At 62.3% G+C, this 17,270-nt stretch carries 13 protein-coding genes; all 13 read right to left on the bottom strand.

Going from position 1 to position 17,270, the window contains the following annotated elements; translation table 11 throughout:
* Positions 1 to 100: 100 nt before the first annotated feature.
* Positions 101 to 1,390 (bottom strand): phosphopyruvate hydratase, encoded by a 1,290-nt coding sequence (eno, locus tag H3H51_RS06300; RefSeq protein WP_183088198.1) that lies wholly within the window; start codon positions 1,388 to 1,390, stop codon positions 101 to 103.
* A 104-nt stretch (positions 1,391 to 1,494) separates the two neighbouring features.
* Positions 1,495 to 2,340, bottom strand: a complete 846-nt coding sequence (gene kdsA / locus H3H51_RS06295; protein ID WP_183088197.1) for a 3-deoxy-8-phosphooctulonate synthase — start codon at positions 2,338 to 2,340, stop codon at positions 1,495 to 1,497.
* On the bottom strand, positions 2,337 to 3,968 hold the full coding sequence (locus H3H51_RS06290) for a CTP synthase (protein WP_183088196.1): 1,632 nt from the start codon (positions 3,966 to 3,968) through the stop codon (positions 2,337 to 2,339). The genes kdsA and H3H51_RS06290 overlap by 4 nt, the downstream gene beginning before the upstream one ends.
* Before the next feature lie 161 nt (positions 3,969 to 4,129).
* A complete protein-coding gene (gene tilS, locus H3H51_RS06285) occupies positions 4,130 to 5,446 on the bottom strand; it encodes a tRNA lysidine(34) synthetase TilS (RefSeq protein WP_183088195.1) in 1,317 nt (438 codons plus the stop codon).
* Between the two features lie 60 nt (positions 5,447 to 5,506).
* Positions 5,507 to 6,457, bottom strand: coding sequence for an acetyl-CoA carboxylase carboxyl transferase subunit alpha (accA, locus tag H3H51_RS06280; protein ID WP_183088194.1), 951 nt, complete (start codon positions 6,455 to 6,457; stop codon positions 5,507 to 5,509).
* A gap of 118 nt (positions 6,458 to 6,575) precedes the next feature.
* On the bottom strand, positions 6,576 to 10,094 hold the full coding sequence (gene dnaE, locus H3H51_RS06275; RefSeq protein WP_183088193.1) for a DNA polymerase III subunit alpha: 3,519 nt from the start codon (positions 10,092 to 10,094) through the stop codon (positions 6,576 to 6,578).
* A gap of 90 nt (positions 10,095 to 10,184) precedes the next feature.
* The gene (rnhB, locus tag H3H51_RS06270; protein WP_183088192.1) at positions 10,185 to 10,787 is read right to left on the bottom strand and encodes a ribonuclease HII; all 603 of its coding nucleotides are present in this window, start codon (positions 10,785 to 10,787) and stop codon (positions 10,185 to 10,187) included.
* Positions 10,787 to 11,920 carry a lipid-A-disaccharide synthase gene (gene lpxB / locus H3H51_RS06265; RefSeq protein WP_183088191.1) on the bottom strand — a complete coding sequence of 378 codons (1,134 nt, stop codon included), beginning with the start codon at positions 11,918 to 11,920 and terminating at the stop codon, positions 10,787 to 10,789. Before lpxB ends, rnhB begins: the two co-directional genes overlap by 1 nt.
* 3 nt (positions 11,921 to 11,923) lie before the next feature.
* Positions 11,924 to 12,700, bottom strand: a complete 777-nt coding sequence (lpxA, locus tag H3H51_RS06260) for an acyl-ACP--UDP-N-acetylglucosamine O-acyltransferase (protein ID WP_183088190.1) — start codon at positions 12,698 to 12,700, stop codon at positions 11,924 to 11,926.
* Entirely contained in the window at positions 12,697 to 13,137 is a 441-nt protein-coding gene (fabZ, locus tag H3H51_RS06255) for a 3-hydroxyacyl-ACP dehydratase FabZ (protein WP_183088189.1), read from the bottom strand. The genes lpxA and fabZ overlap by 4 nt, the downstream gene beginning before the upstream one ends.
* Before the next feature lie 46 nt (positions 13,138 to 13,183).
* The gene (gene lpxD, locus H3H51_RS06250) at positions 13,184 to 14,242 is read right to left on the bottom strand and encodes a UDP-3-O-(3-hydroxymyristoyl)glucosamine N-acyltransferase (protein ID WP_220790888.1); all 1,059 of its coding nucleotides are present in this window, start codon (positions 14,240 to 14,242) and stop codon (positions 13,184 to 13,186) included.
* 2 nt (positions 14,243 to 14,244) lie between these two features.
* Positions 14,245 to 14,748 (bottom strand): OmpH family outer membrane protein, encoded by a 504-nt coding sequence (locus tag H3H51_RS06245; RefSeq protein ID WP_183088188.1) that lies wholly within the window; start codon positions 14,746 to 14,748, stop codon positions 14,245 to 14,247.
* A gap of 43 nt (positions 14,749 to 14,791) precedes the next feature.
* Complete coding sequence (gene bamA / locus H3H51_RS06240) at positions 14,792 to 17,215, bottom strand: outer membrane protein assembly factor BamA (RefSeq protein WP_183088187.1); 2,424 nt, start codon at positions 17,213 to 17,215, stop codon at positions 14,792 to 14,794.
* Positions 17,216 to 17,270 lie beyond the last annotated feature (55 nt).

The following is a 17,270-nucleotide window of genomic DNA, read 5'->3' as shown; positions in this document are numbered from 1 at the left end:
GCCCTTTTACCACTTCTTGTACCACTACTGAAAACGTCGCGAGCAAAGGTCAGGCGAACCCAACGTCAACGCCGTATGGCGTACGAAGCCCGCGCAGTGCTCAGCCGCGGAACTCGGCGCGGCCCTTGTACGGGGCTTTCCCGCCCAATTGCTCTTCGATACGCAGCAGTTGGTTGTACTTGGACACGCGATCCGAACGGCACAGGGAGCCGGTCTTGATCTGGCCAGCGGCAGTGCCCACAGCCAGGTCGGCAATGGTGCTGTCCTCGGTCTCACCAGAGCGGTGCGAGATGACCGCGGTGTAGCCGGCGGCCTTGGCCATCTGGATGGCTTCGAGGGTTTCGGTCAGCGAGCCGATCTGGTTGAACTTGATCAGGATCGAGTTGCCGATGGACTCGTCGATGCCGCGTTTGAGAATTTTGGTATTCGTTACAAACAAGTCGTCGCCGACCAACTGCACCTTTTCACCAATTTTATCGGTCAGCACTTTCCAGCCGGCCCAGTCGGACTCGTCCATGCCGTCTTCGATGGAGATGATCGGGTAGCGCTGGGTCAGGCCGGCCAGGTAGTCGGCGAAACCTTCGGCGCTGAATACCTTGCCTTCACCAGCCAGGTCGTACTGACCGTCTTCGAAGAACTCGGAAGAAGCGCAGTCCAGGGCCAGGGTCACGTCAGTGCCCAGCTTGTAGCCAGCATTGGCTACGGCTTCGGCGATGGCCGCCAGGGCGTCTTCGTTGGAGGCCAGGTTCGGCGCGAAGCCGCCTTCGTCACCGACTGAGGTGCTCAGGCCACGGGCTTTGAGCACGGCTTTCAGGTGATGGAAGATCTCGGTGCCCATGCGCAGCGCGTCGGAGAAGGTCTTGGCGCCAACCGGCTGAACCATGAACTCCTGGATGTCGACGTTGTTATCGGCGTGCTCGCCACCGTTGATGATGTTCATCATCGGTACCGGCATCGAGTAGACGCCTGGGGTGCCGTTGAGGTCGGCGATGTGCGCGTACAGCGGCACGCCCTTGGCCTGCGCGGCAGCCTTGGCGGCGGCCAGGGAGACGGCGAGGATGGCGTTGGCGCCCAGGCTGCCTTTGTTCTCGGTACCGTCCAGGTCGATCATGGCCAGGTCGAGGGCTTTCTGCTCGCGGGCATCTTTGCCCAGCAGCAGGTCACGGATCGGGCCGTTGATGTTGCCTACGGCTTTCAGCACGCCCTTGCCCAGGTAACGGCTCTTGTCGCCATCACGCAGTTCCAGCGCTTCGCGCGAACCGGTGGAGGCACCGGACGGCGCACAGGCGCTGCCGATGATGCCGTTTTCGAGGATTACATCGGCTTCTACAGTGGGGTTGCCACGGGAGTCGAGAACCTCACGGCCCTTGATGTCGACAATCTTTGCCATTCTTGCTAGCTCCAACAGTTGAAAGATGCGGTCTAAACAGCCAGGAAGTCGTTCAAGGTCACGGCGAGCACAGGGCAGGCGCAGCAGACATTGAACGACGTCTCTTATGCCGTCTCGATCGGGGCAAAACTCTTGACCAGATCATCCAGCTGCTTGAGCTGGGTGAGGAAGGGTTCCAGCTTGTCCAGGCGCAAGGCGCAAGGACCATCGCACTTGGCGTTGTTCGGATCCGGGTGGGCCTCGAGGAACAGGCCAGCCAGGCCCTGGCTCATGCCGGCCTTGGCCAGGTCGGTGACCTGGGCGCGGCGACCGCCAGCGGAATCGGCACGCCCGCCCGGCATCTGCAGGGCATGGGTGACGTCGAAGAACACCGGGTAGTTGAACTGCTTCATGATGCCGAAGCCGAGCATGTCCACCACCAGGTTGTTGTAACCGAAGGAGGAGCCGCGCTCGCAGAGAATCAACTGGTCGTTACCCGCCTCTTCGCACTTGGTCAGGATGTGTTTCATCTCCTGCGGCGCGAGGAACTGGGCTTTCTTGATATTGATCACGGCCTGGGTCTTGGCCATGGCCACAACCAGGTCGGTCTGCCGCGACAGGAAGGCCGGCAGCTGGATGATGTCGCACACTTCGGCCACCGGAGCGGCCTGGTAAGGTTCGTGTACGTCGGTGATCACCGGCACGCCGAAGGTCTTCTTCACTTCCTCGAAGATCTTCATGCCCTCTTCCAGGCCCGGGCCACGGAAGGAGGTGACGGAGGAGCGGTTGGCCTTGTCGAAGCTGGCCTTGAACACGTAGGGGATGCCGAGTTTTTCGGTAACCCGCACATACTCTTCACAGGCCTGCATGGCCAGGTCACGCGACTCCATGACGTTGATGCCACCGAACAGCACGAACGGCTTGTCGTTGGCGATCTCGATGTTACCGACGCGAATAGTTTTCTGGGTCATGCCTTGCGTGCCTTCTGGGCCAGCGCCGCGTTGACGAAGCCGCTGAACAGCGGGTGACCATCACGCGGGGTGGAGGTGAATTCCGGGTGGAACTGGCAAGCGACGAACCACGGATGATCCGGGGCCTCGATCACTTCAACCAGCGCGCCGTCGCCGGAGCGACCGGATACTTTCAGGCCGGCGGCCTGCAGTTGCGGCAGCAGGTTGTTGTTCACTTCGTAGCGGTGACGATGGCGCTCGACGATCACGTCCTTGCCGTAGCAGGCACGCACTTGCGAACCGGCTTCCAGCTGGCAATCCTGTGCACCGAGGCGCATGGTGCCGCCTAGGTCGGAAGCATCGCTGCGGGTTTCGGTGGCGCCAGTGGCGTCCTGCCATTCGGTAATCAGGCCAACGACCGGGTGCGCACCGTGCTGGTCGAACTCGGTGGAGTTGGCGTCTTTCCAGCCCAATACGTTACGGGCGAACTCGATCACTGCGACCTGCATGCCGAGGCAAATGCCCAGGTAGGGGATCTTGTTTTCGCGGGCGTACTGCACGGTGGTGATCTTGCCTTCCACGCCGCGCAAACCGAAGCCGCCGGGTACCAGGATGGCATCGACACCCTCGAGCAGGTCGGTGCCTTTGTTCTCGATGTCTTCGGAATCGATGTAACGGATGCTGACCTTGGTGCGGTTCTGGATACCGGCGTGGCTCATCGCTTCGATCAGCGATTTGTAGGCATCCAGCAGCTCCATGTACTTGCCGACCATGGCGATGGTGACTTCTTTCTCCGGGTTCAGCTTGGCATCCACCACGCGGTCCCACTCGGAGAGGTCAGCCGGGCCGCATTGCAGGCCGAAGCGCTCGACGACGAAGTCGTCCAGGCCCTGGGCATGCAGCACGGACGGAATCTTGTAGATGGTGTCGACGTCTTCCAGGCCGATCACCGCACGCTCTTCGACGTTGGTGAACAGGGCGATCTTGCGACGCGAGGACAGGTCGACTTCATGGTCGGAGCGGCAGATCAGCACGTCAGGCTGCAGGCCGATGGAACGCAGTTCCTTGACCGAGTGCTGGGTCGGCTTGGTCTTGGTCTCGCCTGCGGTGGCGATGTATGGCACCAAGGTCAGGTGCATCAGCATGGCGCGCTTGGCGCCGACTTCGACACGCAGCTGGCGAATGGCTTCGAGGAACGGTTGCGACTCGATGTCGCCGACCGTGCCGCCGATCTCGACCATGGCCACGTCGGCATCACCGGCACCCTTGATGATGCGGCGCTTGATCTCGTCGGTGATGTGCGGGATGACCTGGATGGTTGCGCCCAGGTAGTCACCACGGCGCTCCTTGCGCAGCACGTCTTCGTAGACGCGGCCGGTGGTGAAGTTGTTGTTCTGGGTCATGGTGGTGCGGATGAACCGCTCATAGTGGCCCAGGTCAAGATCGGTCTCAGCGCCGTCGTGGGTGACGAACACCTCACCGTGCTGGAACGGGCTCATGGTGCCCGGATCGACGTTGATATAGGGGTCCAGCTTGAGCATGGTGACCTTCAGGCCCCGCGCCTCCAGGATGGCTGCCAGTGAAGCCGAAGCGATGCCTTTCCCCAATGAAGAAACAACACCACCCGTGACGAAGATGTAGCGCGTCATGAAAAATCCTAGAAGTCTGCGTTCAGGCGGTCAGTGCCGCCGGGGTGAAAGCGCAGGCCGGCGCACCTGGCCAACCTGAAATAAGCAAGCTGCCGCGGGTTCCGAGGGAATCCGCAGAAAGCAGTAACAAGACGGGAGCGTAGTCTACCGGAAAGGCCCTTTCAGCTCAAACCTTGCTCGTTCGTCGGTGGCTGCCAGCACAGCCGCCACTCGCCCTGCTGCACAGCCTCCAATCCCGGCAGATTGGCCACCGCCAGCAGCTCGTCGTTACGGTAGAGCAATGGCAGGCGACCGCGCACGAAGGCCGGAATGCCGCGCTCGTTGAGCAAGCGCTTGAGATCACGGTGACCACGCCCGGCCACCACCAGCACTTCCCCACCCTGGCGATAACGCACCTGCAGCGATCCCGACGGCGCCTGCCCGACGATCTGTACCTGGCCATTCCCAGGCAATTCCAGGGGCACAGCGGAATCAGGCCACGGCTGTGCCTGGCCCGGAGCCTTCAGCCAATCCCCCGAGAGCCACCACAACCGTCCGTCGGCGCGGCGCAATTCACCACCAGCCAAGCGCCACAGCGGCAGCGCATCGCCCCCCGCATCACGCAGATCACGCCAGCCGGCCCAGTGCTCGCTATCAGGCAAGGGGGTGAATGCTGCCAGCCAATGACGCAGGGCATTGCGCTGGCGGGCATCGGACAAAACCTGCAGAGGGGCCAGCGCCAGCGACGGCAACCCCAGCCAGGCGAACTCATGGTCGGTATCGGCCGTACCCAGGTCGAGCGACGCCAGTTCATCCAGCAGCTCCTGCGCCTCGCGCAGATGGCCGGCGCTACGCGCCAGATTGCCTGCCGCCTGCGGCCAGTGCGGCGCCAGACCAGGCAACACCTCGCGGCGCAGGAAGTTACGCGCCAGGCGGCTATCGCTATTGGAAGGGTCCTCGACCCACTCCAGCGCCTGCTCACGGGCATAGGCCTCCAGCGCCGCGCGCGACACCTGCAGCAACGGCCGCACCAACTGCCCACGCCCCAGGGGCCGCTGCACCGGCATGCTCGCCAGGCCGCGTACGCCAGCGCCACGCAACAGGCGTAAAAGCAGGGTTTCGGCCTGATCATCGCGGTGCTGGCCAGTCAGCAGCAGCTCGCCCTCGGCCAATCGTCGGGCAAATGCCGCATAACGCGCCTCACGTGCCGCCCGCTCCAGGCTGGCTCCCGAGTCGACCTGCACGAATTCGACCTGCAGCGGCACATCCAGCTCGGCACACAGCTGGCGGCAGTGCTCCGGCCAGGTGTCGGCCACAGCCTGCAGGCCGTGATGAATATGAATAGCGGACAACGGCGGCAACGCCTGCTGGCGACTCAGGCGCGCCAGCAGATGCAGCAGTACGGTGGAATCCAGCCCACCGGACAGGGCGACGCGCCAGGCCGGCGCATTGCGCCAGGGGCCGAGGGTTGCGAGTAGCTGCTGTTCGAGATCGATCATCGGCCAAGCTTAAAACAACAACGGGCCCGAAGGCCCGTTGTGTCTGGTGCTGTACCTGAATCAGGCCAGGCCATAGCTCATCAGGCGATCGTAGCGACGCTGCAGGAGCTTGTCGGTATCCAGCTTGCGCAAGCCAGCCAGCTGCGTCAGCAGCTCTTCGCGGACATTGGCCGCCACGGTGACCGGATCGCGGTGAGCGCCGCCCAAAGGCTCGGCAATCACCTTGTCGACGATACCCAGGCCTTTCAGGCGCTCGGCGGTGATACCCATGGCCTCGGCCGCATCCGGCGCTTTCTCGGCGGTTTTCCACAGGATCGAGGCACAACCTTCGGGCGAGATCACCGAATAGGTGGAGTACTGCAGCATGTTCAACTGGTCACAAACACCGATGGCGAGCGCACCACCGGAGCCGCCCTCACCGATTACCGTGGCGATGATCGGGGTTTTCAGACGGGCCATCACGCGCAGGTTCCAGGCGATGGCTTCGCTCTGGTTACGCTCTTCGGCATCGATACCCGGATACGCGCCCGGGGTGTCGATGAAGGTCAGGATCGGCAGCTTGAAGCGCTCGGCCATTTCCATCAGGCGGCAAGCCTTACGGTAGCCCTCGGGGCGCGGCATGCCGAAATTGCGGCGTACCTTCTCGCGCACCTCACGCCCCTTCTGATGGCCGATGACCATTACCGGCTGGCCATCCAGGCGCGCCACACCGCCAACCAGCGCGGCATCGTCGGAGAAGTGACGATCACCGTGCAGCTCGTCGAACTCGGTGAAGATGTGTTCGATGTAGTCGAGGGTGTAGGGGCGACGCGGATGGCGCGAGAGCTGGGAAATCTGCCAACTGCTGAGGTTGCCGAAAATGCTTTCGGTCAATGCGCTGCTCTTGTCCTGCAGCCGGGAGATTTCGTCCCCGATGTTCAGCGCGTTGTCGTTACCGACCAGGCGCAACTCTTCGATCTTGGCTTGCAAGTCGGCGATCGGCTGTTCGAAGTCGAGAAAATTCGGGTTCATAGGCATCCGTCTTGAGTCGGCGGCCGTGGCGGCCGGGCGGCTGGTTCCAACTGCGCCTTACCTTAAGGGATAAGGCGCCCAGGGTCGAGGCCGAGAAGGCAAGCGCGCGGCCTGCTCCTCAGCGGTATTGGAGGAAGACGTTGTCCCGGCCGAACTGGTCACGCAGGGTCTGAATCAAGCTGTCGGCCGGATCGATGCGCCACTGCTCGCCGAACTGCAGCAAGGCCTTGGCCTCGTCACCGCTGTAATCCAGGGTCAACGGGCAGGCACCGCGGTGCTTGCGCAGCAACTCGCCGAGCCAGCGCAAACGGTCGCCCTGCAGCACCGAACCTGGCAGGCGCAGGCGCAGGCTTTCGGCCAGGCCGGTACGCGCTTCTTCCAGGCTCATCACGCGCTTGGCGCGCAGACGCAGGCCACCGGAGAACTCGTCGTTGCTCACTTCACCTTCGACCACCACCAGCGCATCGGTCTGTAGCAGCGCCTGGGCGCTGGCAAACGCATCGGCGAACAGCGAGGCCTCGATGCGCCCGGAGCGGTCATCGAGGGTGATGAAGCCCATCTTGTCGCCCTTCTTGTTCTTCATCACGCGCAGGGCAACGATCAGCCCGGCGATGGTTTGCGACTCGCGCGCCGGACGCAGATCGATGATGCGCTGGCGGGCGAAACGGCGAACCTCGCCTTCGTACTCATCGATCGGGTGACCGGTGAGGTACAGGCCGAGGGTGTCCTTCTCGCCCTTCAGGCGTTCCTTGAGCGACAGCTCCTTGGCCCGGCGATGCTTGGCATACACATCCAGCTCCGGCTCGGCGAAGACCCCGCCAAACAGGTCCATGTGCCCGCTGTCGTGGCTGCGAGCGGTCTGCTCGGCGGCCTGCACCGCCTCTTCCATCGCCGCCAGCAGCACGGCACGGTTGAGGTCGACGCTGGCCTGGTAGGCCTTGAGTTCATCCTGGAAGTACGGCCCCATGCGGTCCAGCGCGCCAGAGCGGATCAACGCCTCGAGGGTGCGCTTGTTGATGCGTTTGAGGTCGACCCGATTGCAGAAGTCGAACAGGTCCTTGAACGGCCCGTCCTGGCGCGACTCGACGATGGCCTCGACCGGGCCTTCACCGACGCCCTTGATCGCCCCCAGGCCGTAGACGATGCGACCATCGTCGTTGACGGTGAACTTGAAGTCGGAGGTGTTCACATCCGGCGCGTCGATGCGCAGCTTCATGCTGCGGCACTCTTCGATCAGCGTCACCACCTTGTCGGTGTTGTGCATATCCGCCGACAGCACCGCGGCCATGAACGGCGCCGGGTAGTGCGCCTTGAGCCAGGCGGTCTGGTATGACACCAGGCCATAGGCGGCCGAGTGGGATTTGTTGAAGCCGTAGCCGGCGAACTTTTCCACCAGGTCGAAGATGTTGCCCGCCAGATCCGCCGAAATGTTGTTACCGGCGCAGCCTTCGATGAAGCCGCCGCGCTGCTTGGCCATCTCCTCGGGCTTCTTCTTACCCATGGCACGGCGCAGCATGTCCGCACCACCGAGGGTGTAGCCCGCCATCACCTGGGCGATCTGCATCACCTGCTCCTGGTACAGGATGATGCCGTAGGTGGGCTTGAGCACCGGTTCCAGGCCCGCGTACTGGTAATCCGGATGCGGGTAGGACAGCTGCTCGCGACCGTGCTTGCGGTTGATGAAGTCGTCCACCATGCCTGACTGCAGCGGGCCGGGGCGGAACAGTGCCACCAGGGCGATCATGTCTTCCAGGCAGTCCGGCTTGAGCTTCTTGATCAGCTCCTTCATGCCGCGCGACTCGAGCTGGAACACCGCTGTGGTCTCGGCCTTCTGCAGCATCGCGTAGGTCGGCTTGTCGTCCAGCGGGATGAAGTCGATGTTCAGGTCCGGCAGGCCCTTCTTGGCCTGCTCGCGGTTGATCGTCTCCATCGCCCACTTGATGATGGTCAGGGTGCGCAGGCCGAGGAAGTCGAACTTGACCAGGCCGGCCGCTTCCACGTCGTCCTTGTCGAACTGGGTAACCAGGCCGCCGCCCTCGTCATCGCAGGCGATCGGTGAGAAGTCGGTGAGTTTGGTCGGCGCGATCACCACGCCCCCGGCGTGCTTGCCGGTACCGCGGCAGATGCCCTCGAGCTTGAGCGACATCTCCCAAATTTCCGCAGCCTCTTCGTCGGTCTTGAGGAAGTCGCGCAGCGGCTCCTCCATCTCGTAGGCCTTTTCCAGGGTCATGCCGACTTCGAACGGAATCATCTTCGACAGGCGATCGGCCAGGCCGTAGGACTTGCCTTGCACCCGCGCCACGTCGCGCACTACCGCCTTGGCCGCCATGGTGCCGAAGGTGATGATCTGGCTCACCGCGTTACGACCGTACTTCTCGGCCACGTAGTCGATCACCCGGTCGCGGCCATCCATGCAGAAGTCGACGTCGAAGTCGGGCATGGATACGCGTTCAGGGTTGAGGAAGCGCTCGAACAGCAGGTCATAGGCCAGCGGGTCGAGGTCGGTGATCTTCTGCACATAGGCCACCAGAGAACCGGCGCCCGAACCCCGGCCCGGGCCGACCGGCACGCCGTTGCTCTTGGCCCACTGGATGAAGTCCATCACGATCAGGAAGTAACCGGGGAAGCCCATCTGGATGATGATATCCAGCTCGAAATTCAGCCGATCGATGTAGACCTGCTTCTTCGCCTCGTAGTCCGGAGTGTCCTTAGGCAGTAAGACTTCCAGGCGCTCATCGAGGCCGTCGAAGGAAACCTTGCGGAAGTATTCGTCGATGGTCATGCCTTCCGGCACCGGGAAGTCCGGGAGGAAGTACTTGCCCAGCTGCACTTCGATGTTGCAGCGCTTGGCGATCTCGACGGTGTTTGCCAAGGCCTCGGGAATGTCACTGAACAGCTCGGCCATTTCCGCCGGCGACTTCAGGTACTGCTGATCGGAATAGCTGCGCAGGCGGCGCGGGTCGTCCAGGGCACGGCCCTCGCCGATGCACACGCGGGTTTCGTGGGCCTCGAAGTCGCCCTGCTTGAGGAAGCGCACATCGTTGGTCGCCACCAGCGCCGCGCCGCAGCGCTCAGCCAGGGCCACGGCGGCGTGCACGTGCTCTTCGTCGTTGACCCGATTGCAGCGGTGCAGCTCGAGGTAGAAGCGCTCGGGGAACACGGCCTGCCACTCGGCCAGCAGCCTATCGGCGCGGCCCGGCTCGCCGCCGAGCAGGGCTAGGCCGATCTCGCCGTCCTTGGCACCGGACAGGGCAATCAGACCCTCGGCCGCTTCTTTCACCCAGTCACGCTGGATGATCACCATGTCGTTGCTCTGCCCTTCGCTCCAGCCACGCGAAACCAGTTCGGTGAGGTTGCGGTAGCCCTTGGGGTTCATCGCCAGCAGGGTCATGCGGCTCAGCGGGCCGTCTTCGTCGGCGCTGGCCAGCCAGATGTCGGCGCCACAGATCGGCTTGATCCCACCGCCCAGCGCCGCCTTGTAGAACTTCACCAGCGAGCACATGTTGCTCATGTCGGTGACCGCCACCGCCGGCATGCCCGCCCCCGTCACGGCCTTGACCAGGGGCTTGACCCGGACCAGCCCGTCGACCAGGGAAAACTCGGTGTGCAGGCGCAGATGGACGAAGGTGGCGGTCATGACAATCCCGTACAGAACACGAAAACGATAAGGCCCGGATTGTACCGGGCCTCGACTTAAACAACAGCTGGCGAACGAGCCGTGCGGCGTTTACTCGACTCCATCCAGCACATTGCGCACTGGGGCGAAGGAGCGCCGATGAATCGGCGTGGCACCCAGGCGCTTGAGCGCTTCCAGATGGACAGGCGTGGGGTAGCCCTTGTGGCCACCGATACCGTAGCCGGGGTAGAGGCGCTCCATTTCCTGCATCTCGCGATCACGACTGACCTTGGCCAGGATCGATGCGGCGGCGATGGCTGGCACCTGGCTATCACCCTTGACCACCGGCGCACTGGGCACCGCCAGTTTCGGGCAGCGATTACCGTCGATCAGTGCCAGACGCGGCGTGACGCCGAGCCCTTCCACCGCGCGCTGCATGGCCAGCATGGTGGCATGCAGGATGTTCAGGCGATCGATCTCTTCCACGTCCGCGCGGGCAATGCACCAGGCCAGGGCTTTCTCGCGGATTTCATCGAAGAGTTTTTCGCGGCGCGCTTCGGTGAGCTTCTTCGAGTCGTTGAGGCCAAGAATCGGTCGCGCCGGGTCGAGAATCACCGCCGCAGTCACCACCGGACCGCACAGCGGACCACGGCCGACTTCATCGACACCGGCGACCAGCTCTTCGACCAGGCTGAAATCCAGGCCCATCTGCATCAGGCGCGCTCCGCCAGGGCCAACACCGCTTCGGCGGCCTGGGTCGAGGCATCGTGGCGCAGGGCGCGATGAATCACGTCGAAGCCCTCGGTCTGCACCGCGCCATCATCCAGCAGCGGCGCCAGGCTCTGCGCCAGGGCATCCGGGGTTGCCGCGTCCTGGATCAGCTCCGGCACCAGCAAGCGCTCGGCCAGCAGATTGGGCAGGGAAATGTAGGCGCTGGTCACCAGGCGCCGAAGAATCCGATAAGTCAGCGGCGCCACCTTGTACGCCACCACCATCGGGCGCTTGTACAGCAGCGCTTCGAGGGTTGCCGTACCCGAGGCGATCAGCACCGCATCGCAGGCTGCCAGGGCTTCATGGGAGCGGCCGTCGAGCAACTGCAAGGACAGATCACGCCCACCCAGCATTTCTTCCAGCTGCGTACGGCGCTCACGACTGGCGCACGGCAGAACGAAACGCACGCCTGGGCGCATGGTGCGCAAGCGCTCAGCGGCATTGAGGAACAACGCCCCCAGGCGCGCCACTTCACCACCCCGGCTACCAGGCAACAGCGCGACCACCGGCGCATCACCGTCCAGGCCCAAGGCGTCACGCGCCGCCTGGCGATCCGCCTGCAGGGGAATGGTGTTGGCCAGCGGATGGCCGACGAAGCGTACGGGCACCTGATGCTCGTCGTAGAAGCGCGCCTCGAAGGGAAACAGGGTCAGCATCAGGTCGCAGGCTTCACGGATCTTCAACACGCGCTTCTGCCGCCAGGCCCAGACCGACGGGCTGACGTAGTGCACGGTCTTGATCCCGGCCTGACGCAGCTTGAGTTCGAGGGTCAGGTTGAAGTCCGGGGCATCGATACCGATGAACACGTCCGGTTTCTCGGCGATCAGCGTGCGGATCAGGCGTTTGCGCCGCGACAGCAGCTCAGGCAGCCGGCCGAGCACCTCGACCAGGCCCATCACCGACAGGCGCTCCATGGGGAAATAGGACGCCAGCCCTTCGGCTTCCATGCGCGGCCCGCCGATACCGATGAATTCGATCTGCGGGTGCTGGAGCTTGAGTGCCTGCATCAGGCCGGAGCCGAGGATGTCGCCGGAAGCCTCACCGGCCACCAGCGCGATTCGCAATGGACGCGACATGGCTTAGCGGGTGATGCCGCGGGTCGATGCCTGGATCGAGTCGCGGAATACCGCCACTTCCGGGAACTGTGCAGCAGACTCGGCCAGTTCGGCCAATGCCTGTTCGACGGTCAGCCCCTGGCGATAAACCACTTTATAAGCGCGACGCAGAGCCTGAATCGCCTCGGCGCTGAAACCACGACGGCGCATGCCTTCGAAGTTCATGCTGCGCGCCTCGGCCGGGTTACCGAACACGGTGACGTAGGCCGGAACGTCCTTGCCGATCGCCGTGCCCATGCCGGAAAAACTGTGCGCGCCGATACGGCAGAACTGGTGGACCAGGGTGAAGCCGGAGAGGATCGCCCAGTCGTCCATGTGCACATGGCCGGCCAGCGCAGTGTTGTTGACCAGGATGCAGTTGTTGCCGATCACGCTATCGTGGCCGACATGCACATAAGCCATCAGCAGGTTGTGATCGCCGATGGTGGTTTCTGCACGGTCTTGAATGGTCCCGCGGTGAATGGTCACGCCTTCGCGGATCACGTTGTGATCGCCGATCACCAAACGCGTGGCCTCACCCTTGTACTTAAGATCCGGGGTGTCTTCGCCAATCGAGGAAAACTGGAAGATGTGGTTGTGCTTACCGATACGGGTAGGCCCTTTGAGCACGACATGCGGCCCAACCACGGTACCCTCGCCGATTTCCACATCCGCTCCGATGATCGACCAAGGGCCGACCTGAACGTCATCCGCCAGTTTGGCCGACGGATCGATGATGGCGCGAGGGTCAATCAAACTCATAGTTTGCGTTCCGCACAGATGATTTCTGCCGAGCAGACTTCCTTGCCGTCGACGCTGGCCTTGCACTGAAACTTCCAGATGCTGCGTTTGCTACTGAGGAAGCGCGCTTCGAGTATCAGTTGATCACCCGGCAGCACTGGCTGACGGAAACGCAGTTTGTCCGAACCGACGAAGTAATAAAGGGTGCCATCGGACGGCTTCAGATCCATCATCTTGAAGCCGAGGATGCCGGCAGCCTGTGCCATCGCTTCGATGATCAACACGCCCGGCATGATCGGATGCTCGGGAAAATGGCCGTTGAAGAAAGGCTCGTTGATGCTGACATTCTTGTAGGCGCGAATGCTCTTGCCCTCAATATCCAGCTCGGCAACCCGATCCACCAGAAGGAAAGGGTAGCGGTGCGGCAGATATTCGCGAATTTCGTTGATGTCCATCATTTCCGGAAAGCCTGTTCAAAAAATAGGGGCGCGCGCCAGGTGCGGGTCAGGCATCTGATGAGGCGTCGGGGCCCGGGGTCACGGCAGCCAGGCGCTTTTCCATATCGCGCAGGCGTCGTGCCATATCGTCCAGCTGGCGAATCCGCGCCGCGCTCTTCTTCCAGTCGCCAGCAGTCTGCATGGCGGTCCCGGAAGAATAGGCGCCTGGCTCGGTAATCGAGCGAGTGACCATGGTCATGCCGGTAACGAACACGTTGTCGCACACCTCGATGTGCCCAACCATGCCCACGCCACCGGCGATCATGCAGTTCTTGCCAATCTTGGTGCTGCCGGAAATCCCGACGCAGCCGGCCATGGCCGTGTTGTCGCCGATCTGCACGTTGTGCGCGATCATGATCTGGTTATCCAGCTTCACACCGTTACCGATCAGGGTATCGGCCAGCGCACCGCGGTCGATGGTGGTATTAGCGCCGACTTCGACGTCGTCACCCAACTGCACACCGCCAATCTGCGCGATCTTCTGCCAGACGCCCTTCTCGTTGGCGAAGCCGAAGCCCTCACCCCCGAGTACCGCGCCGGACTGGATCACCACACGCTTGCCAATGATCACGTCGTGATACAGCGTCACCCGCGGCGCCAGCCAGCCACCCTCGCCCACCACGCTGCGCGCACCAATCACGCACTGAGCGCCAATGGTCACGCCGGCTGCGATCTGCGCGCCACTTTCGATCACCACATAAGCGCCGACACTGGCGCTCGGATCGACCACGGCATCAGCAGCAACTACGGCAGTCGGGTGTACACCCGCTGCCGCAACCGGCTTGCGATCGAAGAGATGGGAAAGTTCGGCGTAGGCCAGATACGGATTGGCCACCACCAGCACGTCGCCGGCGTAACCCTCAGCATCGGCGGCAGTCAGCAGCAGAACACCGGCACGCGTCTCGGCGAGAAACTTGCGGTACTGCGCGTTAGCCAGAAAACTCAGCTGATCGGGGCCGGCGTCCTGCAAGGTCGCCAGACCGCTGATCTGCTTGTCTGCGGCGCCACGCAGGGTGGCACCGAGGCGCTCGGCCAGTTGGCCAAGGGTGAACACTGTTGCACTCATGATCAGCGCAGCGAGTTCATACGCTCGATAACCTGGCGGGTGATGTCGTACTGAGGTTTGACATCGACTACCGCACCGCGCTCGAGCACCAGGTCGAAGTTACCTTTGCTGATAACTTCTTCAACGGCCTTGTCCAGCTTCGGCTTGAGCTGCTTGAGCATGTCGCGATCGGAAACCGCTTTGGCTTCGTTCAGCTCCTTGGACTGGAACTGGAAATCACGGGCTTTCTGCTTGAATTCAAGCTCCAGGCGCTCGCGCTCGGCTTGTTGCAGCTTGTCGCCACCCTTGACCAGGCGATCCTGAATGCCCTTGGCGCCGCTTTCCAGCTGCTTCAGCTTGTTCAGCTGCGGACCGAATTTCTTCTCGGCATCCACGGCGTATTTCTTGGCCGCATCGGATTCCAGCAGGGCCATCTGGTAGTTCATGACCGCGATCTTCATTTCGGCAAACGCCGGGGTTGCTACCAGGGCCGCAGCCAGCAGAACCAGTTGAGTCAACTTACGCACAGTGAAACTCCTGCAACAAATACTGTTGTCATTTATCAAGCAATTAGAACGTCTGGCCCAGCGAGAACTGGAATATCTGCGGATCGGAATCTTCCGGCTTCTTCACCGGCGCCGCCAGGCTGAAGCTCAGCGGACCCAGCGCAGTCACCCAGGTCACACCAACACCCACGGAGCTGGCCAGTTCGCTGGCATCAATAGTGCCGCAGCTGGAGGTATTCATGTATTGAGTAGCCGCCGTCTTGGTCGGGCAATCGCTCAGGAACACACTACCCACGTCCCAGAACAGCACGGTCCGCAGCGAGCGCTGGTCCTTGATGAACGGCAGCGGGAAGAGGTACTCGACCCCCCCCTGGATCAACACGTTACCACCGTAAGCTACCGGATCCGGGTCATCGGTATAGCGACCATCAACACCCGGACCGGCGCCTTCGGCACCGCTACTGAGCGGAGTACCATTGGCATCTCGCGCCACGCTAGGAGTACTGCGCGGGCCTAGAGTGCTGTCCTCGAAGCCACGCACGGAGTTGAAGCCACCGGCATAGTAGTTCTCATAGAACGGCAGGCCTGTGGTCGAGCCGTAGCCGTCGCCATAGCCCAGCTCGGTGTGGAAACGCAGCGCGGTCGACTGGGTCAACGGAGCAAAGGTCTGGCCACGGTAGTCGATCTTGAAGAACGACAGGTCGCTACCCGGAATGGTCGACTCGAGCACCAGGCTCTGCGAGTGACCACGGGTCGCCATCACACCCTTGTTCAGGGTCGATTCCGACCAGCCGATGGAACCCTTGAAGTTGAGGAAGTTGTCGCCTTCGGTATCCAGGAAGGCGAGGATCTCATCCACGGTGTAGTAACCGGTATCCAGGGAGTCCTGCTGCACGGTCAGGCCGTAGGTCAGGCGCGAGGTCTCGCTGATCGGGTAACCGATGCTCACACCGGCACCCAGGCTGTCGACCGAGTAGCTGGATACATCGGTATCGAGCTCGTCGTAGTCAGTGGTGCGGTAGAAGGCGTTGTAACCCAGGCTGACACCGTCCGGCGTCCAGTAGGGGTCGACGAAACCGAAGTTGTAGCGGGTCTGGTATTCGCTACGGGTCAGCCCCAGGCTGACCTTGTTACCCGTACCGAGGAAGTTGTTCTGGCTGATCGAGCCACCAAGGATCAGGCCGGCGTTCTGCGCGAAACCAACGCTGGCGGTGATCGAGCCGGATGCCTGCTCTTCCACGCTGTAGTTGACGTCGACCTGGTCGTCGGTGCCCGGAACCTGCGGCGTTTCGACGTTCACTTCCTTGAAGTAGCCCAGACGCTCGAGACGGGTCTTGGACTGGTCGATCAGGTAGGTCGAAGCCCAGCCACCTTCCATCTGGCGCATTTCGCGGCGCAGCACTTCGTCTTCGGTCTTGGTGTTGCCGCGGAAGTTGATGCGGTTGACGTAGGCACGCTTGCCCGGGTCGACACCAAAGGTGATCGATACGGTGTGGTCTTCGTCATGGGGCTGCGGGATGCCGTTGACGTTGGCGAAGGTATAGCCTTCGTTACCCAGGCGGCGGGTGATCAGCTCAGAGGTGGTGGTCATCACTTTGCGCGAGAACACCTGCCCTTCCTTGACCAGCAGCAGTTTCTTGATTTCTTCTTCCGGAACTTTCAGGTCGCCCGACAGCTTGACCTCGCGGACGCTGTACTTCTCACCTTCGTTGACGTTGACGGTGATGTAGACGTGCTTCTTGTCCGGGGTGATGGATACCTGGGTGGAGGAGATATCCATGTTGATGTAGCCGCGATCCAGGTAGTAGGAGCGCAGACGCTCCAGGTCACCGGACAGCTTTTCGCGGGCGTACTTGTCGTCGTTCTTGAAGAACGACAGCCAGTTGGTGGTCTTCAGCTCGAACAGGCCAACCAGGTCTTCATCGGGGAATACGCTGTTACCCACCACGTTGATGTGCTGGATAGCAGCGACCGAGCCTTCGTTGATGTTGATCTTCAGCGCGACGCGGTTGCGCGGCTGCGGAATCACTTCCGCCTCGATCTCGGCCGAGTAGCGGCCCTGGGCAACGTACTGGCGCAGCAGCTCGTTGCGCACGCCTTCGAGGGTCGCGCGCTGGAAGATTTCGCCTTCGGACAGACCCGACTGCTGCAGACCTTTCATCAGGTCTTCGGTGCTGATCGCCTTGTTGCCTTCGATCTCGATACCGGAGATCGACGGACGCTCGACCACGCTGATCACCAGCACATCGCCTTCACGACCCAGCTGGATATCCTGGAAGAAGCCAGTCTTGAACAGCGAGCGAGTCGCCTCGACCAGACGACCATCGTCAGCCTGGTCGCCCACGTTCAACGGCAAGGCGCCGAACAGGCTGCCGGCGGAAACCCGCTGCAGGCCGTTGACGCGAATATCTGTGATGGTGAAGGACTCGGCGTGAACTTCGGCGATCATCAATGCGGCGAGAACCGCAGGTAGCAGCAGACGTTTCATGAAGTCCTTTCTTATTCCAACTGACAATAAAGAAACTGCCGCAATACGCGGCAGA

The organism is Aquipseudomonas ullengensis (assembly GCF_014174475.1).
Classification (GTDB): Bacteria; Pseudomonadota; Gammaproteobacteria; order Pseudomonadales; family Pseudomonadaceae; genus Aquipseudomonas; species Aquipseudomonas ullengensis.
This window is presented reverse-complemented; position numbering and strand designations above follow the sequence as displayed.